We start from the raw sequence: 19,918 nt of genomic DNA, 5'->3' as shown, positions 1-19,918 counted from the left end.
GCCATCTTATTTAAGATGGCTCTGAAGTTCAGAACGTCAGGTTATTCGACCGTTACAGATTTCGCCAGATTACGTGGCTGATCGACATCGGTGCCTTTGATCAATGCAACATGGTAAGACAATAACTGCATTGGCACTGTGTAAAAAATCGGAGCAATGACTTCATCGACATGTGGCATGGTGACAATTTTCAGTCCGTCACTCTCTTCAAAGCCAGCTTCTGCATCCGCAAAGACATACAGTTGACCTCCACGCGCACGCACTTCTTCAATGTTGGATTTTACTTTTTCAAGCAAATCATTGCTTGGTGCCACTACGATAACCGGCATTTCAGCATCGATTAACGCCAATGGACCGTGCTTTAGCTCACCCGCAGCGTATGCTTCTGCGTGGATGTATGAGATCTCTTTTAGCTTCAGTGCTGCTTCAACCGCAATCGGGAAAAACTCACCTCGACCTAAGAACAGAGAATGATGTTTGTCAGCAAAGTCTTCCGCCAGCGACTCAATCACAGCATTACTGGTGAGCGCGTTTTCTAGCTGAACTGGCAGCTCATTCAACGATTTCACAATGCTGTTTTCTTTCGCCACATCAATGGTGCCTTTTTGCTTACCCAATGCGGTCACAAACATCAGTAACGACGCTAACTGGGTGGTAAAGGCTTTGGTGGATGCAACCCCAACTTCTGCCCCTGCGCGGGTCATAAAGGCGAAATCTGATTCACGAACCAGAGACGACCCTGGCACGTTACAGATCGTCATCGCCGCCATGTAACCTTTTTCTTTTGCGAGGCGCAGCGCTGCGAGAGTGTCTGCAGTTTCACCTGACTGGGAAATCGTAATCAGCAGGCTGTTTGGTCTGGTCACAAACGGGCGATAGCGGAATTCTGAGGCGATTTCTACGTCACAACTGACTTGTGCCAAAGACTCACACCAGTATTTCGCGACCATACCCGCATTGAAAGAGGTACCACAAGCTACGATTTGAACATGCTCAACCTGCCCAAACATTTCCGCGCTGTTCGCACCAAAGGATTCAAGCAAAATCGAGTTACTGGTTACTCGACCTTCCAGTGTATCTTTCAGCACAACAGGCTGCTCGTACACTTCCTTCTGCATGTAGTGTCGATACTGACCTTTGTCTGCCGCGTCTTGCTCAACCGTCGACTCTTTTGCTTCTCTTTCAACAGGTTCACCGTCTACATCAAAGATATTCACTTCGCGACGAGTGATTTCCGCCACATCACCTTCTTCTAAAAAGATAAAGCGACGCGTAACATTGAGAAGCGCCAACTGATCCGATGCCAGAAAGTTCTCGCCAACCCCGAGCCCAATCACCAACGGGCTACCAGAGCGCGCAACGATAAGCTTCTCTGGCTGCTCTCGATCAGCTACCACCATACCGTAAGCCCCTTCCAGCTGACTGACAGCTGACTGAACGGCTTTGAGCAGAGAGTCAGAATTTTTCAGTTCGAGATCCACCAAATGCGCGATCACTTCAGTGTCTGTTTGTGAACTGAACTGATACCCTTCATTCTGAAGTCTTTCACGTAATATCTGATGGTTTTCGATGATGCCATTGTGAACAACAGCGATGCGATCATCTGACATATGCGGATGTGCATTTGCTTCTGATGGTTCACCGTGAGTTGCCCATCGAGTATGTGCAAGCCCTGTTCCACCGGAAAAAGTAGGTAAATCGATGCTGTCTGTTAGGTTTTGAACCTTACCGACTTTACGCACCCGTTGAATATTAGACTGACCATCGATAACTGCAATCCCTGCGGAATCGTAGCCCCGATACTCTAGCCTTTGTAATCCCTGTAACAAAATTTCAGCAACGTCACGCTGCGCAACTGCGCCTACGATTCCACACATAAAAACTCCAATTTTATTAGTAATATTTTGGGGTCTATCGACCTAGCAAGCGGTTTAGCTAACCTGAATGACTTTGACGCCGTGAGATTCAATGACAGCAACAGATTCAGGATCGACCTGACCGTCTGTTACTAACACATCCACCTCTTTCCAAGGTAGCTCAAGATTCGGTATTTTTCGTCCAATTTTGTCAGATTCGACCATCACTATGACTTCACGAGAGACATCTGCCATCACTTTGCTTAAACCAAGTAACTCATTGAAACTTGTAGTGCCTCGCTCAAGATCGATACCATCAGCACCAATAAATAGCTGATCAAAGTCGTACGCTCTTAATACAGACTCAGCAACCTGTCCCTGAAACGACTCCGAATGTGTATCCCAGGTGCCACCAGTCATCAGTAAAGTGGGTTCGTTTTCCAGCTCATTTAATGCATTCGCCACATTCAAAGAGTTGGTCATGACCACCAGACCTTTTTTCTCATTTAACTGCTGAATTAATGCTCCAGTGGTACTTCCACTATCAACGACGATACGGTTGTGATCGCGTATCAATTTCGCTGCAGCTTGCGCTAACTTAACCTTTCGAACTGAAACTTTAGTATGAAAGTCGTCATGAAGTGTTTCCTTTGGCAAGGCGACAGCTCCACCATATCGGCGCAATAACAGTCCGCCTTGTTCTAGAGTGGCAAGATCTTTTCTAATCGTTACTTCGGAGGTTTCAAACTGATGGGAGAGTTCTTCAACACTGACTTCGCCACACTCTTCTACGAGTTTAGAAATTGCGTGTCTTCTCAGTTGCGTGTTTCGCTTTGACATTTCGAATCGACATTTTAAATTTCGGTTTGAAAGAAATATAATCGATTCGAAACATACCTGTCTATTTTTTTCACAGCAAAAAATAAATTAATTTGCATCAAAACCTTGTTCTAAGACAATCCAGAGTCGTGATATTGATGAAATTCGGTGGTAGAATCCGCACCCTAAAAGAAAAAAATTACAGAAATTCACGTTATTTTTTTGCAACCGATTTCAGTTAGGCTGATTTAAATAAGCAAAAATTTACTTACATCAATATCGTTTAGGTAGCTACACACTAAACTAGTTGAAAGATTTTGCGATACCAGAGGACGTTGACGTCTAAAGTCAGTGAAAATCACAACTTTCAAAAATGTTGTCATTTTCTTTCTTATGAGCGTTTCCTGTGGTTCACCCGAATTAAAATTGCAACTATACGTACCGGAGAGTATTTTCCATGAAAAAGACCAAAATCGTTTGTACGATTGGCCCTAAAACTGAACCAGTAGAGAAGCTACGCGAACTAGTAGATGCAGGCATGAATGTAATGCGTCTGAACTTCTCTCACGGTGACTTCGAAGAACACGGCAACCGTATTGCTAACTTCCGCCAGGTAATGAAAGACACTGGTAAGCAACTTGCTATTCTTCTGGACACCAAAGGTCCTGAAATTCGTACTATCAAACTAGAGAACGGCGATGACGTTGATCTAGTAGCTGGTCAAGAATTCACTTTCACAACAGACGCAACTGTTGTTGGTAATAAAGACAAAGTAGCAGTAACGTACCTAGGTTTCGCAAACGACCTAACCGCTGGCAACACGATTCTGGTTGACGACGGTCTGATCGAGATGGAAGTAGTAGCCACTACTGAAACTGAAGTTAAGTGTAAAGTGCTAAACAATGGCGCACTTGGCGAAAACAAAGGTGTTAACCTTCCTGGCGTATCTGTGAAGCTTCCTGCGCTTTCAGAAAAAGATAAAGCTGACCTTAAGTTTGGTTGTGAGCAAGGCGTTGACTTCGTTGCTGCTTCTTTCATCCGTAAAGCAGAAGACGTTCGTGAAATCCGTGAACTTCTAAACGCAAACGGCGGCGAGCACATCCACATCATCTCTAAGATCGAAAACCAAGAAGGTGTAGATAACTTCGACGAGATCCTAGAGCTTTCTGACGGCATCATGGTTGCTCGTGGTGACCTGGGTGTAGAAATCCCAGCAGAAGAAGTTATCTTCGCTCAGAAAATGATGATCGAGAAGTGTAACCGTGCTCGTAAGATGGTTATCACAGCAACTCAGATGCTTGATTCTATGATCAAGAACCCACGTCCAACTCGCGCAGAAGCGGGTGATGTTGCGAACGCAATCATGGACGGCACTGATGCAGTCATGCTTTCTGGTGAAACAGCGAAAGGTAAGTACCCTGTTGAAGCGGTAACTATCATGGCTCAAATCGCGAACCGCACTGATGCCGCACTAGAAGCAGAGCTAGGTTCTCGTCTGGACAGCCCTCGCCTACGTATCACTGAAGCAGTATGTAAAGGTGCAGTAGACACAGCTGAAAAACTGGCTGCGCCACTTATCGTTGTTGCAACTGAAGGCGGTAAATCTGCTCGTTCAGTACGTAAGTATTTCCCAACAGCAAACATTCTTGCTCTTACTACTAACACTAAGACAGCAGCACAGCTTGTTCTTACTAAAGGTGTAACGCCAGTTGTTGTAGACTCGATCAACAGCACTGATGACTTCTATGTGAACGGTAAAGAACTGGCACTTGAGTCTGGTCTTGGTAAGAAAGGTGACATCGTGGTTATGGTTTCTGGTGCACTGGTTGCATCTGGTACAACCAACACAGCATCTGTACACGTTCTGTAAGATCAATTAGTTAACATATAATAAAAAGAGGGCGTCAGCCCTCTTTTTTTATGAAACTAGCTTGCTCCATTAATCCGCATGGCGTATTATTCAGCATACTGAACTGTATGTGGTTAAAAGTGAGACACAAATAAATGTGAGCTCAAAGGGAAAAGCCGACTACAATAATTATGCAATTGAAGTACTAATGGGGATATCGTGTCTAGTCCTACTCTTACTGACAAAGTGTCAAAAATGATTCGCCAAGATATCTTGAATGGCGATCTGAAGCCTGGCCAGAAATTGGTCGTAGCAGAACTCAAAGAAAAATATGCAGTGGGGGCGTCTCCAATTCGTGAGGCATTGGTTCAGCTTTCTTGGAAAAAGTATGTTCGACTTGAACCTCAGAAAGGTTGTTGGGTTTCTTCAGTGACACACAGCGAACTGTCTGACTTATTCGAGAGTTTGAAAATTGCCGCATCACATCTATTGAAGAAAGCCATTCAGCAAGGTGACGAAAATTGGGAACTGGAAGTGCTTTCTGCTTTCCATAAATTGTCTCGTATTCAACATACTGAAGACGCATTCGATAATTCAGAATGGGAAGAGCGCCACCAACGTTTCCATACTGCGCTTTTAGAAGGATCTGACGCTCATACTATGTATGGTTTTTTCCTTGAGCTGGATAACCAAGTTAAACGTTACCGTTACCTCGCATTGAACTCAGATTCATTCGATACAAAGACATTCATCAATGTGGATGAGCACGAAAGTCTAATGAAACTGGTGTTAGCGAAAAACGAAGATCAGGCACTTCAAGTGCTTGAGAAACACCTGGATAATACTCAGCGCAAGATAGAATCTATTTTGCCAGAAGAAGAGTAATATTTAGCGAGCTGTATAAACAAAAACGCTGAGCATGGCTCAGCGTTTTTTTATTGGTTAAGCAACGTCATCATCGCTCATGCACACCGATACCTGATTTCGTCCCTGAGTTTTCGACTCATACAAAGCAATGTCTGCACATTTGTACGAGCGTTTTGTGTCATTGCAGATATCTGTAATTCCCGCACTGACAGTGACCCGATTTGATGCATCTAGCTCGATGGCAATTCTCAGACGATTCAATAGGATTTCAGCTTGCTCAACCTGCGTATTCGGTAGGATTATCGCAAATTCTTCACCACCAATTCGCGCCAGAAAATCCGTCTCTCGCAATTGCCCTTCCAACGTTGTTGCCACTGCGCAAATAACTCTATCACCTTCATCATGACCAAACTCATCATTGATTCGCTTAAAGTGGTCTATATCGAGTAGCGCCAGGCAGGCATTAGAAGAATAACGCTCCACCAGCCGAGTCTGCATAAATAGCTCCTGATCGAACTTACGGCGGTTCCAGCAACCCGTTAAAGCGTCTCGTTCACTCAGTTGCCTTAACTGCTGCTCCAGACGCTTTCTTTCCGTAATATCAAACAGGGAAAGAATGAAGTACTTGGAGCGGGCTGTCTCGGAGTCAATGGACTGAATCCTGGTCAGGCTGACAAACTGATCGCCACTGGATTTCGCATTGATAAGCTCTCCCTCCCAGACACCATCGTCTTTAAGCCCTTCTGCAATCTCAAGTACCTTGTCGTTACTGTGTTTACCACACAAAAGCTTCAACGCATTTCGACCAACAACTTCGTCGTTATCAAACCCAGATAAACTTTCAAACTCGCGGTTCACCTGAATGATCCGATGGCGTTTGTCTGCGATGATCACGGCAGACATACCGTGCAGCGCCGCAATGGCAAGCTTGCTTTCCAAGTTTCGTTTTTTGTAGAGGTAAATGAAGTAAGCAGTTGGAATGGCAAATAAAAATATCCAGACCAAGACGTACGTAAACTGACGAAGTAAGCTTGAAGCCTGAATGGCAATGCCTTCATTCAACTCCGCTTCACTGATCTCTATCAGCAGCTTTACGTTTCCGTCTTTGAAAAACTCTACCTGATAGAACACCAACAGATTTCCGTCATCCAGAACATAACCGCGCTGTTGCTCTTTAATTTGCTGCCAGGCTTCTGGGTGTGTGTTGGACAGGTTAAATTTCTGTCTCTCGGGCAAAAGGAAGCCAAACAGTTTTTCTCTGTCTTTGCTGACTAGGTAATCCCCTTCTTTGGTGACTACTTCAGGCATCAACTGTGAATTGGGTGAATACTCAATCACCGACATCAAGAACCAGACATCCAGAACAAAAACCAGATACCCCTGACGCTCGCCGCCCGAATAAATCGGCGTGACGATTTCCAGTACTGGGCTAAAGTGCGTTTCACCTGCCACATCATTGGGTTTAATGGTTAATCCATAGGAAGCGATTTCATTGGCGATTAAGTTGTTTGCGAATTCAAACAGTTGGCTGTCTTGATGGCTCAGTAAATGATGGCGAGCCAAAGCGGTTCCTGCTTGGAAGGAATAATCTACGGCAACCGATTCTTTGCCCTTCAAATCCATGAAATAGATGGTTTTGAACCATTGTTGACTGGATGCTATCGACATCCACAACTCTTCCACCAGTACGCGGTTTGACTGTATGGGCTTGTCGACGTAATCATACAAAAATCGATTTCCACGGAGCAGCTCCATTGTGGCTCTCAGTTGAATTTCGATTTCACTTAATTCACGTTCTGAAAACGCCATTTGGTGCTGTGACTGAGCGATGATTTGTTCAATGTGTCGGTCGACGAGTTGGCTGTGGCGCTTGTGGTACATCAGCGCGGCGCCAGTAGAAAGCACGAGGCAGGTGAGAGCAATATAAAAGATCAGGTTTTTTACTTTCACTGATGGCCTCTGTGTATGGGGTCTGATGACCTTAAATATCAATTACATTCGCAAACTTAAGTATAATTATAAGGCAGCATATACCCAAATATCATAAGGTTAATGAGAATCCTGTTAACAATTACTAATATATCAAAAAAGCCACTTCTCAATAGAAGTGGCTTAATCTCAAAGATACAATTGGTTACGCTTTTAGGGCGTGTTTTCCTCGGGCAATGCCCACCACTCCACTTCTCGCAACCTCGATGACTTCTGTCACCTCTTCAAGTGCACTAATGAACGCGTCAAGTTTTTCACTCGTTCCCGCCATCTGCACTGTGTATTGAGAAGCGGTCACATCGACTATTTGACCACGGAAGATGTCAGCTGTGCGCTTCACTTCTGCACGAGCAAATCCATCCGCTTTCACTTTAATCAGCATCAGCTCGCGTTCAACGTGCTCTAACTCTGTCACTTCTTGCACTTTCAGAACATCAATCAGCTTGTGCAGTTGTTTTTGAATTTGCTCCAACTGCATTTCACTGGATGTCGTGGTGATATTCAAACGTGAAAGCGTTTCATCATCGGTTGGAGATACGGTCAAAGACTCGATGTTGTATCCGCGTTGAGAGAACAGACCAACAACACGTGACAATGCACCCGGCTGGTTTTCCAGCAGCAATGAAATAATGTGTCTCATATTAAGTTCTCTCCGTTTTGCTTAGCCACATCTTGTCCATACCCTCGCCTTTGATTTGCATAGGGTAAACGTGTTCGGTTTCATCGACATTGATGTCAACGAATACCAAGCGATCTTTCATATCCAATGCTTTTTGTAAGCCCGACTCCAGTTCATCAGGAGTGGAGATACGAATACCGACGTGACCATAAGCTTCCGCAATCGCTGCAAAATCAGGGACAGAGCTCATGTATGAGTTAGAATGACGACCTTGATAAATAATGTCTTGCCATTGTTTTACCATGCCTAGAAATCGGTTGTTCAGGTTGATGATTTTAACCGGAATATCATATTGCAACGCCGTGGACAGTTCCTGAATATTCATCTGGATACTGCCATCACCGGTGACAACGACAACTTCTTCATCGGGCATCGCAAACTTCACGCCCATTCCAGCAGGCAAACCAAAGCCCATCGTCCCCAGCCCACCAGAGTTGATCCAACGGCGAGGCTTGTTGAACGGGTAGTAAAGCGCAGCAAACATCTGATGCTGACCGACATCCGAAGCCACGTAAGCGTCGCCATTCGTTAGCTTGTGAAGTGTTTCAATCACTTGCTGCGGCTTAATGCATTCTGATGATGTTTCGTACGCCAGACACTTTCTGTCCTGCCAGACTTTGATTTCTTCCCACCATTCATTGAGCGCCGCTTCATCGTTGCTGCCACCATGCTCATCAAGCAGCTTCACCATGGTTGCCAGCACCTTTTCTGCCGAGCCAACGATGGGGAGATCTACTTTAACGTTTTTAGAGATCGAAGAAGGATCGATATCAATGTGCATTACTTTGGCATTTGGGCAGTACTTTTCCAGGTTGTTGGTTGTACGATCATCAAATCGTACCCCCACACCAAAAATAAGATCCGCGTTGTGCATTGCCATGTTGGCTTCATACTGACCATGCATACCGAGCATTCCGAGGGCATTTTTGTGTGTTCCCGGAAACGCGCCAAGTCCCATAAGAGTACTGACTACAGGGAGGTTTAATGCTTCGGTCAGTTTGAAGATATGCTCATGCGCTTCAGAAATCACAGCGCCACCGCCAATGTACAACACGGGCTTTTTCGCTTCTAACAAGGATTTCAGCGCTTTCTTGATTTGTCCCTTGTGACCGGAGGTCGTTGGCTTGTATGAGCGCATGCCAATCGTTTCTGGGTAGCTGTAAGGAAGCTTGATCTGCGGATTCATTACATCTTTAGGCAAATCAATCACTACGGGACCGGGTCGACCTGTGGTCGCGATATAGAAAGCTTTTTTGATGGTTTCGGGTATGTCTTCCGCTTTTTTCACCAGAAAGCTGTGCTTAACGATCGGACGAGATACCCCAACAATGTCACATTCCTGGAACGCATCATTACCAATCAGGTTATTGGGTACGTTTCCGGAAATCACGATCATTGGAATGGAGTCCATGTATGCCGTTGCAATACCAGTCACTGTATTGGTGGCACCTGGACCTGAACATACCAGTACTACACCGGGCTTACCTGTGGCGCGGGCATAACCGTCTGCCATATGGGTGGCCGCTTGCTCGTGGCGTACTAATACGTGTTTGATTTGGTCGGTTTTTGCGTGGAGTGCATCGTAGATATCCAAAACGGAACCGCCTGGATAACCGAAAATTTGTTCTACCTGCTCTTCAATCAGAGATTGCACAACCATCTCTGCGCCGGACAACATTGCCATATTTTCTCCTTACCAGTATCAGTAGAATAAGGTCAATTCTCTGCTCTGGTGTCACATAGTCTAGGGCTTATTTTTAGCCTATTCGAAATACTTCCAATTCTTCATCTATGTACTCTTTGCCAGTCATAACTAACAAAAAGGTTACATTCGAACTTTACAACTGATTGAAGCGGGCTGTCTAATGAGGCATACACCCCATTTTTGCCAATATGTTATATCGACCCCATTTATCAGTTTACCGAACGGCAAGACCCACATAGAACAGCAGGTTTATCTAGCCTAAAAACCAAATTCGAACGAAAATTTTTTACAGATGTAACATTTTATGTTTCTCGTGACTGAGATGTGCAAACGGGAAAATCAAAAAAGCCTGCAAATTTGCAGGCTATTTTTGATAGAAAAGGTAGGCAGTATTACTTTTTATTGGATATTTCAGTGTACATTTCTTCGATTTCGTCCTGATATCGGTCGTTAATGACCTTTCGACGAAGTTTCTGTGTTGGGGTCAATTCCCCAGAGTCCATAGAAAAAGCCTGTGGAAGCAGAGTGAATTTTTTCACCTGTTCAAATTTAGCTAGCTCTTTCTGCAGCCCTTCAAGTCGGCTCTCAAACATTTCGACCACTTGTGAATGTTTGATGAGGTCCATTCGATCGTGATACTTAATATTCAGCTCTTTAGCGTGCTCTTCCAGCGCATCGAAGCATGGGACAATCAGCGCAGATACAAACTTACGCGTATCTGCAATGACCGCAATTTGTTCAATAAAGTGATCTTTACCAATGGCGCCTTCAATCATTTGAGGAGCAATGTATTTACCACCCGAGGTTTTCATCAGCTCTTTGATTCTATCAGTAATAAACAGGTTACCTTGGTCATCAAACTTACCAGCGTCTCCTGTTTTCAGAAAACCGTGCTCATCGAACGTTTTCGCCGTCTCTTCCGGTAGCTTGTAGTACCCCTTCATCACCATAGGACCACGAACCAGAATTTCGTTGTTCTCACCTATTTTTACCTGTGCCCCAGGCATTGATGTACCGATAGAATCCGGATTGAACGTTCCGTCATCCCAGCATGAAATGGTTGCTGTGGTTTCTGTCATACCGTAACCCAGCTTTACATTGATGCCGATAGCGTGGAAAAAGCGACCAATGGTTTCGTCCAGCTTTGCACCGCCACATGGCATGAAGTTTATTCTTCCACCAAGCAATGCGCGTAGCTTGCTCAATACCAGCTTGTCTGCCAGTTTATGGCAGCGCTGAAGCATAAATGAGGGCCTGGAATTCGTGCGCTTACACTCTGCCATCTTCGCCCCCATATTCACCGCCCAAGTGAATAGAATCTTGCGAATAAATGGCGCTTTCGAGACTTTTTCGTGAATGGCAGAGAAGATCTTTTCGTAGAACCGAGGAACCGCACACATAACTGTCGGGCGAATGTCTCCCAGAGCTTCACGCACCTGCATCGTGTCTTTCAAGTAGCAGTTGGTTGCACCTTTGTAGAGTACGTAGAAAGTCCATGCACGCTCGAAGACGTGTGACAGAGGAAGAAAACACAGTGAAACATCTTGATTGGTCAGCCCCAAACGGCGATCGTGCCCTTCTAGCTGAGAGGCAATATTGGCGTAAGTCAGCATGACGCCTTTTGGTTGCCCTGTGGTTCCAGAGGTGTAAATCAGCGTGAGCAGATCATCCAGTTCCACTTCTTCGAGGCGTTTACCTAACTCGTCGGTTGGAGATGTAGCAGCCAATTCAATAAAAGATGCCCAGCTCAAGCTTCGCTCACCGTCTTCCAGAACGATATCGTCGGTCATCGCGACCACCAGCTCTAGTTTCGGACATTCATGGAACACAGACATCGCAGCGTCGTACTGCTCCTGCTCACCTACAAACAGAACTTTTACGTCTGCATTATCGATGATGTAAGCCGCCTGAGCTGCTGTATTGGTTGGGTAAATAGGCACAGTTACACCGCGTAACTGAAGGGTCGCAATGTCTGCAATAGTCCATTCAGGCATGTTATTGGAGTAGATGCCTACTTTGTCCTGAACATCGATCCCACGTGAGAGTAACGCAAGTGATACTGCATCAACCTGTTCACCAAACGATTTCCAACTGATGCTTTCCCAGACATCCGAGACTTTGTGTTTGAGAGCGGTTTTGGCTCCGCCTTGAGCTATGCGCTCACGAATACACTTAACAATGTGTAAGTCTTTATTGAACATGTCTTTTACCTCTGACAGCGCCTCTGCTTCCATATCAGGCTCGGATGAATGGCATGTCCATTTGCCATCTTGTCGACTGTACTGAACTCAGTTCGACGGTGCATGTTTCCCTTGGTTTACAGAACCTCATTTGGGGATACACATGTAAGCTGAATAAGCCGCACAAGTGTACAAGCACGACAGGAAAAGGCAACTGATGCGGCGCAAGCTTTACTACATTTAATTGTAAAAACTATTAATAAGGAGGAGAGGAGCGAAAAGAGTTGAGCTGAAAGAAAAAGCGTCGGGCTAAGCCGACGCTATAAAGTAAGTTAGTTCGCGGCAACCGCTTCGCCACAAATCATCATGAGTTGGTCACGCATCCAGATGTGTGCTTTATCTTTTTCACTGGATTCATGCCAGCTTAGATAGCCAGAAATATGCTTGTTCGCAACGGGCAGATCCAGGATTTTAACGTTCGACAGGTTAACCCCGTTCTCAACCAACCACTTTGGTGCAATCGAAATCAATTCAGACTGGCTGACTACATACAAAATATTACTGAGACTGGTGCCCTGATAGGCAGAGCGACAGTCTAAGTCTTTATATGCCTGCTCTGAAAAACAGCGGACACCATTCACTTTTGATAGCGTGGCATGCATTTCTGCCTGTAGCTCTTCAATCGTTATACTCTCTCCAATGCGAGGGTGAGAAGAAGATGCAACAACCACCAGCTCATCGCTAAAGATTTCTGTGCTGGCGTAACCCGCCTCTTCAAATTTCTCATAGTTAATCACAAAGTCGACTTCCTGGAAGCGCATTTTTTCTGCCAGTCCCGCATCGACATCTGACTCCATTTGCAGTTGGATACCTGGAGCCTGTTGGGCGATGCTGCTCATGATTGCCGGAGCAAAACGCACATCACAAGGGCTGCTGATAGCTAAACGGAACAAACGTGAAGAAGTAGAAGGGTTGAATACCGAACCCGGTAATTCATTGCGAATCAGTTGAAGAGCCTGACGGACAGGACCAAACAATTGACGAGCGCGCTGAGTTGGCTGAATACCACGCCCATGTCGCATGAACAGCTCATCATCAAACATGTTTTTTAAACGTGCCACTGCATTACTTACTGCTGGCTGCGACATACCTAAATTGTGTGCTGCTCGTGTAATGTTTTGTTCCTGCATTACTGCATCAAAAACGGTTAATAAATTCAGATCCACACCGCGTAATGTCGATTCCATTCGATAACCTGCAACAGCTTGAATCGCTTCATTCCTATTCGACATTGGGTCGCCCCTTACTTCTCAATAATGATTAAAAATAGGCATCAGCCTCGGTTAATCGAAAGCATTTACTGCACTAATGCTTGCGCTTTGTTTGAGAATATCTCGAAATACCATGCACACGACAAGTAGTTTAATATTAAATTATCATTTTTTAGCCTGACTAAATAATTTTCATAAATAATCAAATAGATAGGAGATATCTAAAAAAAGCTAAAACTAAGAACTTCACTTATTTTGACAAAAGAAATTGCAAAAGTGAGACAAAACGCTCTCCTTTAACAAAGAGATAACCTGAAAAAGGAAAACGTTTGCGTTTTGTTGTAGGGTCACAAAATGAAAGGACATTACCCTTGAATGGTAGCGTAGCTTGGATAATCGACTTGATCCCAAAGTGAAGACCACAATTCCTGAACATTGTCCCAGCGCCCCTGAATAATCCAGTTCACGATAGAGGTCGCTACATCAGGGTAAGTGACTTTTTCTGCGCTTTGTTCATCCAGCCAGTTTCTCACTGCTGTTGGATCGAGGTAATCCATGGCCGAAGCCAGCCCAAGATACTCTAATGTTGCAACATTGCTTTGTTGCTCAAATTGTCCTTTAAGTGGTTTAAGCAGCAACTTCTTCCCTAGCGTTAACGCCTCTGACGGCAGTTCAAATCCTCCATTGGCGATTACACCAACACAAGATTTCAGGCTCTGTTGAAAATTGTCATGAGATAACGGGTGAAAGGTGATGTTTTCAATCATATGAGTGTGCTTGATTTCTGGGTGATAGCACTCAAAATGATGGTGGCTGAAACGATCAAGGAGCTCCCGAATATCAACCAGAGATTCAAATGGCAGATAAACCAGAATCGACATTCCGCTCTCCTCAGACAACCCAGATGTGGTGTGCACAATGGGAGGCAGGATCTGCTGATCAAAATGATACCAATGAAGCCCGATTGGAATATTGGTCGGGGCAAAGTAACGAATGATCCAGTGATCAAACCAGCGAGTGTCTTTTATCGGCACCTGATAACGGAAGGCATTTTGATGGCTCAGACCAATGCAAGGGACCTTCTGCTGTTTCGCTGCCCATGCCGATACAGGTTCAAAGTCATTGATCACCAGGTCGTAGTGGCTTAGATCTAATTCTTCGATCTCTTTTTTCAGATTCAGCAGGCTGTTTCGTACAATCGTCTGAGTGAGGTTTACTTTTCCATTTTGAGTGACAAAGCTCATCCCCTTGCGAGTTTGGTAATCACCGAATGCATCCATGGAAAAGTATTTGTCTTTGTCCCTGCCTGAAAAAAGAAAATCCACTTCTACACCGCGATCTTTAAAAGCGTGAGCCATGGCTCTGGCACGCGCGATATGACCATTTCCAGTGCCCTGCACGCCATACAATATTTTCATTCCTGTTTCTCTCCAAATCAAGGCGTCTGGTAAAATCAGATGTAAGCCACAATTGCAGCTTTTGCACAGGCGATACCTAAGCCTGCGCCTATAACGACATCTGTAATAAAATGCACACCTAACAAAATTCGAGACAACCCAATCAGCGCAGCCCAGCACACGGAAAATAAATAGAACTCTGGATAAAACTGCCCAACCAATGTCGCCATAAGGAATGCGGCGGTTGTATGCCCAGAAGGCAAACTGTAACGATCAGAAGGTGTTATAAATGCGGTCAGCAGGTCGCTTAATTCTTCGGGTCGGCGGCGCTTAAAGCTGTTTTTCAATATCCAGTAGATGGGAAGCTCAATCGCGAATGCTATAAGCCCAACTGCGAGAAAAAGAGCACCGAAGTTTGGCTCAAGCAGCCAGAGAGCCAGCCCTAAAATGGCGTAAAGATGACCATCGCCACTTTTCGATACCGCTTTGCTGATTTTCGCGACTTGAAGATTAAAGCGGTGTTGTAGACAAAAGTTTGAAAACGCCAGATCGAATCTGGCAATGGGTTGAATAGGTCTCATAGCCCGCCCCTGTTTTACCGTTTCATGCACAAAAATTAGGCGAGTAAGGTGACAACAAGGTGACGGGATGTTTGAAGTTCAATGACAAAACGCCCGAGTGAACTCCTGATCCAGAATTCAGAACTCGGGCATTATTTTAAAACTCGTAATGGGCGCCTAGTGCGAACTGCCATTGGTCAGGCTTAGCAGCATCAAACCAGGAACGTTGAGATTCGGTATACAACTTAATGTTTTCAAAGCCTTTGTATTCTACCCCTAAGGTCGCCGATGTTTCCTTTCCTTCAGACAAGTCTTTTGACCCTTGAAGATTCTCTATGACGGAATACGCATGAAAGTGATCTGCCGCTTCCCATTTTACGCTGCCTCCGATACCGACAGCCTGCCCGGTTTCAGTGTGGTCTTTTAGCTCGTAATGGCTGATCATCCCTGAGAATCGAACAGGATTGCCTCCCAACTCGGCTTTTTTTACTGCCGTCAACCCCATGCTGGTCGCATTGGCGTTTTCTTTAAAAGACGTCATCTGCACAGCGCCACGGAGGGCAATACCTGTCTCTTTGTCACGATAACGCGCCCCCACTGACCAACCATTATCAATTGCCTGATGTTTCGCCCCTACGGACTGGCTGCCAACTCGTAAACGAATAGATTTGTCGATACTCCGAGAAAAGTTATATTGCGCCATCAGTCTCCAGTTCCCTGAGTCTGTACGCACCGACAGCGTGCTAGGGTTACGTTGATTTCCTAATGATTCCCTAGTGATGTGTGCCGCCCCGCCTAACTTATTTGAAAAGTCATAGTTATCGAGATCATGAACCAGCGCCTCCTGCTTGCCGAAATCCACTCGACCAGCTTCATTTTTCAAACCCGCATACAAAAGCCGAACAGACAATAAGTCATCTGCACCAGTATTTAAATGCGTACCAATTTCTATTTTGGAATAAACGCGGGCAAGTTCAGTATCCCAATGCCCTTTGACCCCAAACCTGGAACTGTCATCAGCCACTTTGAATTCAGAGGTATGACTCTGGTAACGCCCAATGACTTTTGCCTTACCGTAAAAATCGGCTTGGTAGTCTTTTTCATCAACTAATGAAATATCAGCCGTTGCAGAGAAACTGAAGCCAAATAGTACAGAACTGAGAAGAATGCGATTTGAGAAAAGAGAAAGTGCTTTCATGAAGATATTGCCTTGTCAGATAACTTAACCTGACGACATCCTAATCAAGCATGCCTGACAGAAAGCTGATTGGCGCTGTAAGCTTTCTGTCAGCTAGGGTGTGTTCGGAGCTAAATAGCGCCACCTCTCACTTCCGGTGTTTCTATGTACCAGACATTACGCTGCTTACGGCAGGCTTTAAAGCCCCCCTCTGTCACGTCCTCGTTCTTTGCGAGTTCGTATACAAGGTTTCGGCAAATGTAGATACCTAAAACGCCTTCAACGGGTACGTTAGCAACGGCTTCCGATTCTTTCTCATGATAAGGGTACAAAAGTGGGTTCGGCTGAGTCGCGAGAATACTGCGCTTAGAAACGTTACTTTTAACGTAATCTTTATGAACATAGCCCCGAATAACGCCTTTTTGCTCAACCAGATACCAAGGTTCATCAAGCACCTGAGCCATCGCATTAAACACTTCGCCTTTGCTCAACAGCCCCAATTTCTCACCGTGAGTCCCCGGCTGCGCTCTGAGGTTTAATTTGGTTTTGGAGCGGTAAGGAATGTCCATAAACACCAGATCCGATTCGGTTTCCACACCGTCTTCGGTTGGTCGTTTTACTTCGATAGCCTGCCAGTCCTGAACTTCAGCCTGAATACTCCACCGGGCGTAAGTGTTCCGGTCACGCCCGGTTAATGGCTGACTTGAATCGGACTCAAGAGCTTGAGTGACCTGACTGAGAAACTGATCACGGCTGGACTGGCTTAAATACAGGTCCAGGTGATCACTTATCTCCGTAACGCTTTTGGCATGAGATTGCTTTACGTTACTCGCCACTTTTTCGATTTTGGATTGAGAAGACAATAACTGGCACCCAGACATTAGGGTGCCCACCGCAAATAAGGAAACGGCTTTAAATACTGTTAACTTCATTCTATTCCTTTTCATCAGGATACCCTCCTGGAAGTTTGATCTGGAAACGCGCACCTCCCAGATGCGAATCATGCAAAGACACGGATCCGCCATATAACATCACAACATCTTGAACAATATGAAGACCCAGCCCTGTCCCTTCCGTCGTTTCATCCAAACGCTGACCCGGCTTGAACACGGAGTTTTTATTCTCATCGGAGATACCAGGACCGTCATCATCGACCTGAATCGTCACTTCATACTCAAAGGCGCTGACATCAACAAACACCTTGTTTGACGACCATTTGCACGCGTTATCAATGATGTTTCCCAGCACTTCCTCCAGATCGTGTTGATCGCCTTTGAAGTACAAATCAGAATGACAACGGAAGCTCAAATCCAACGGTTTGGTCTTATAGAGAAGCTCCATCGAGAACAAAATGTCACTCAGGCTTTCCGCAATATTTGTCTGAGAGGCAAGGTGATTCATTGAACCAGCAAGACGCGCACGTGAAAGATGCGTCTGAGCATTCTGAGAGAGTTTATCTAATTGCTCCGCCATGACTTCAGCGGAATTCGCATCCAGTCGCTGAAGTTCGTTACGCAATACAGACAGCGGATTTTTAAGCGCATGGGCGAGGTTTGAAGCCTGCAGGCGTGAGCGTTCCAAAATGGAACTGTTGTGCTTGAGCAGGCTATTCAGTTCGTTCACCACATCTTGCAATTCTGTTGGTAGCTCGCGGTCAATTTCGCTTTGTTTGCCCTGACGAATTTGAGCGATTTCTTCACTGAGTTCTCTGACCGGGCTCAGAATGATCCGTACCTGCCGAAAGACGGAATATCCCATAACAGCAGCGAGCAATAGCAATATCCCGACCAGAGGCTTGGCAAATGCAAGTACATCCTCATTTATGTTAGATATAGGTCCCGCCACAATGAACTGTAATCTCTGATTAGCATGAGAAAACTGAATTGTCTGAATGCCCGCCCGAAGATCCTGCAGTGGTCCTTCAAACTCGCTCCAGTGGTATTTCTGCTCTCCGTCAAACGTTGTGAGCGGAGTGGGAAGGTCGCTATACAGTGACAAAGACTGATGAAGTACCTGATTGTCCGAGCCTAAAATTTGCCAGTACCACCCGGACAAAGGCTGATTAAACCTCGGGCTGTTAGGTTGCCATAACAGCTCAAGTTTGCCAGAAGGTGAAACCTCTGCCGCTGCAACCAGATCATGCAGCTGAGACTGAACTGCGTCATCAAAGCGCTTTTGAATGTAGTACTCAAAGACCACTAACAGAAGCGCACCTACTAGCGCTAACGCAACCAGATACCAGCTCAGCGCCGTTTTTAATACTGTGCGGGTTAATGAGACGTTAGCCTTGCTCATTCAGTTGGTATCCCAGTCCACGACGTGTCTGAATGTGTTGCGTGCCCATTTTTTTACGGACCCGATTCACCAGTACTTCAATTACGTTAGAGTTGTGCTCAAAATCCATCTGGTATAGGTGTTCTGTGAGCGTGGCTTTAGATACCACTTCACCCTGATGATTAATCAGATAAGCCAGCAGTCGGTACTCTAATGAGCTTAGGTCCAGATGAGCGCCTTTAAGAGTAGCGCGTTGAGTAGCGGTATCGACCTCAATGTCTCCACATTTCAGTACAGAGCTGGCATGCCCATTTGAACGACGAACCAATGCTTCTATCCGGGCAAGCAGCTCTTCCATTTCAAATGGCTTAACCAGGTAATCGTCTGCACCCGCTCTGAGACCCGTGACTTTTTCACGCCAAGTATCACGTGCCGTCAGAATGATGACTGGCATTTTATTTCCCGCCCTGCGCCATTCCGTCAACACACTTAATCCATCTTTACCAGGCAACCCCAAATCAAGAATCGCAATGTCATACTCTTCGGTATCGCCCTGAAACCATGCATCGTTACCGTCATGAGTCACGTCAACAATAAAACCATGCCCCGTCAAAGCCTCTGAAATCTGCTCTGCCGCCTGGATGTTGTCTTCTACTACTAGTGCTCTCATTTAATCGTCGTCGCTGTCATTGTCGTCATCGTTGTCATCATCATCGTCGTCATCACGATCACTGCTTCCGCCTGATGATCCACCACTGCCATTCCCACCATTGCCAGAGCCACCGCTGCTGCCGGAGTGGCTTTTGTCTGAACTACCCCCACTGGCGAAAGAAGGTTTATCTTCGGCGATCAGCTCAAACGTATCGGCATCGTATATACGAGTGACCACACGCCCTCGTGAATCCAGTACTTTTAATTCAAATGATGGCTGGCATTCGTTAGTGCTTGCAGAAGCTTTTAACAAGGTTTCCCCTGCTTCTTTCGCTTCTGCTTTCTTACTCTTCATGAATTTGAAAAACGAGCTTGCAGAAGGCTTTGCATTACAATTCGCCGCTACTGAGTTGTGAAACCCAGTAGAAAGCAAAAGAAGAATGCAGAGCGTGGCAGACCGTTTTTTCAATTCATTTACCTGTATGGTGAGATTTTTCAGCGTTCAACTTACCCACTGTAACCTTACGAAGAGCTTACAGCGACCATTAAATCATGCTTCTGTTATAGCAGAAAAAAGAAAGAGTAAGAAAAAATTAACTCATAAAATCATAAAGTTAAAGCTTGATTCTCAAAGCTTACCAAAA

16 protein-coding genes are annotated in these 19,918 nt (G+C 45.4%); 2 read left to right on the top strand and 14 right to left on the bottom strand.

Annotated elements, in window-relative coordinates; all coding sequences use genetic code 11:
* Nucleotides 1-41: 41 nt before the first annotated feature.
* Both glmS and RH89_RS10920 read right to left on the bottom strand, forming a co-directional pair.
* On the bottom strand, nucleotides 42-1,877 hold the full coding sequence (gene glmS / locus RH89_RS10925) for a glutamine--fructose-6-phosphate transaminase (isomerizing) (RefSeq protein WP_004401819.1): 1,836 nt from the start codon (nucleotides 1,875-1,877) through the stop codon (nucleotides 42-44).
* A gap of 54 nt (nucleotides 1,878-1,931) precedes the next feature.
* Complete coding sequence (locus RH89_RS10920) at nucleotides 1,932-2,696, bottom strand: DeoR/GlpR family DNA-binding transcription regulator (protein WP_004401818.1); 765 nt, start codon at nucleotides 2,694-2,696, stop codon at nucleotides 1,932-1,934.
* A 436-nt stretch (nucleotides 2,697-3,132) separates the two neighbouring features.
* On the opposite strand from RH89_RS10920, the gene pykF reads away from it, so the two are divergent.
* Both pykF and RH89_RS10910 read left to right on the top strand, forming a co-directional pair.
* Nucleotides 3,133-4,545: a pyruvate kinase PykF gene (gene pykF / locus RH89_RS10915; protein ID WP_004401817.1), complete on the top strand. Its 1,413-nt coding sequence runs from the start codon at nucleotides 3,133-3,135 to the stop codon at nucleotides 4,543-4,545.
* 198 nt (nucleotides 4,546-4,743) lie between these two features.
* A complete protein-coding gene (locus RH89_RS10910; protein WP_080563996.1) occupies nucleotides 4,744-5,409 on the top strand; it encodes a GntR family transcriptional regulator in 666 nt (221 codons plus the stop codon).
* 57 nt (nucleotides 5,410-5,466) lie between these two features.
* Here RH89_RS10910 and RH89_RS10905 read toward each other — a convergent pair whose 3' ends face one another.
* The 12 genes from RH89_RS10905 to RH89_RS10850 all read right to left on the bottom strand — a co-directional run bounded on the left by RH89_RS10905 (nucleotide 5,467) and on the right by RH89_RS10850 (nucleotide 19,743).
* A complete protein-coding gene (locus tag RH89_RS10905) occupies nucleotides 5,467-7,341 on the bottom strand; it encodes a sensor domain-containing diguanylate cyclase (RefSeq protein WP_004401815.1) in 1,875 nt (624 codons plus the stop codon).
* Nucleotides 7,342-7,525: 184 nt separating this feature from the next.
* Nucleotides 7,526-8,020: an acetolactate synthase small subunit gene (ilvN, locus tag RH89_RS10900; RefSeq protein ID WP_004401813.1), complete on the bottom strand. Its 495-nt coding sequence runs from the start codon at nucleotides 8,018-8,020 to the stop codon at nucleotides 7,526-7,528.
* 1 nt (nucleotide 8,021) lies between these two features.
* The gene (locus RH89_RS10895; RefSeq protein ID WP_004401811.1) at nucleotides 8,022-9,743 is read right to left on the bottom strand and encodes an acetolactate synthase 3 large subunit; all 1,722 of its coding nucleotides are present in this window, start codon (nucleotides 9,741-9,743) and stop codon (nucleotides 8,022-8,024) included.
* Between the two features lie 413 nt (nucleotides 9,744-10,156).
* Entirely contained in the window at nucleotides 10,157-11,965 is a 1,809-nt protein-coding gene (locus tag RH89_RS10890) for an AMP-dependent synthetase/ligase (RefSeq protein WP_004401808.1), read from the bottom strand.
* A gap of 311 nt (nucleotides 11,966-12,276) precedes the next feature.
* On the bottom strand, nucleotides 12,277-13,236 hold the full coding sequence (gene leuO / locus RH89_RS10885) for a transcriptional regulator LeuO (RefSeq protein ID WP_004401806.1): 960 nt from the start codon (nucleotides 13,234-13,236) through the stop codon (nucleotides 12,277-12,279).
* A gap of 344 nt (nucleotides 13,237-13,580) precedes the next feature.
* A complete protein-coding gene (locus RH89_RS10880; RefSeq protein WP_004401805.1) occupies nucleotides 13,581-14,633 on the bottom strand; it encodes an MJ1255/VC2487 family glycosyltransferase in 1,053 nt (350 codons plus the stop codon).
* A 35-nt stretch (nucleotides 14,634-14,668) separates the two neighbouring features.
* Nucleotides 14,669-15,193, bottom strand: coding sequence for a phosphatase PAP2 family protein (locus RH89_RS10875; RefSeq protein ID WP_004401804.1), 525 nt, complete (start codon nucleotides 15,191-15,193; stop codon nucleotides 14,669-14,671).
* A 136-nt stretch (nucleotides 15,194-15,329) separates the two neighbouring features.
* A complete protein-coding gene (locus RH89_RS10870; protein ID WP_004401803.1) occupies nucleotides 15,330-16,370 on the bottom strand; it encodes a porin in 1,041 nt (346 codons plus the stop codon).
* 110 nt (nucleotides 16,371-16,480) lie between these two features.
* Nucleotides 16,481-17,281 (bottom strand): SH3 domain-containing protein, encoded by an 801-nt coding sequence (locus tag RH89_RS10865; RefSeq protein ID WP_004401802.1) that lies wholly within the window; start codon nucleotides 17,279-17,281, stop codon nucleotides 16,481-16,483.
* A 1-nt stretch (nucleotide 17,282) separates the two neighbouring features.
* A complete protein-coding gene (locus RH89_RS10860; RefSeq protein WP_004401801.1) occupies nucleotides 17,283-18,644 on the bottom strand; it encodes an ATP-binding protein in 1,362 nt (453 codons plus the stop codon).
* Entirely contained in the window at nucleotides 18,631-19,293 is a 663-nt protein-coding gene (locus tag RH89_RS10855; RefSeq protein ID WP_004401800.1) for a response regulator transcription factor, read from the bottom strand. Before RH89_RS10855 ends, RH89_RS10860 begins: the two co-directional genes overlap by 14 nt.
* Nucleotides 19,294-19,743 (bottom strand): hypothetical protein, encoded by a 450-nt coding sequence (locus tag RH89_RS10850; protein ID WP_004401798.1) that lies wholly within the window; start codon nucleotides 19,741-19,743, stop codon nucleotides 19,294-19,296.
* Between the last annotated feature and the right edge of the window lie 175 nt (nucleotides 19,744-19,918).

This window comes from Vibrio nigripulchritudo ATCC 27043, assembly GCF_000222685.1.
Lineage (GTDB): Bacteria > Pseudomonadota > Gammaproteobacteria > Enterobacterales > Vibrionaceae > Vibrio > Vibrio nigripulchritudo.
Note: the sequence above shows the minus strand (reverse complement) of the source record. Positions and strands in the feature narration are given on the sequence as shown.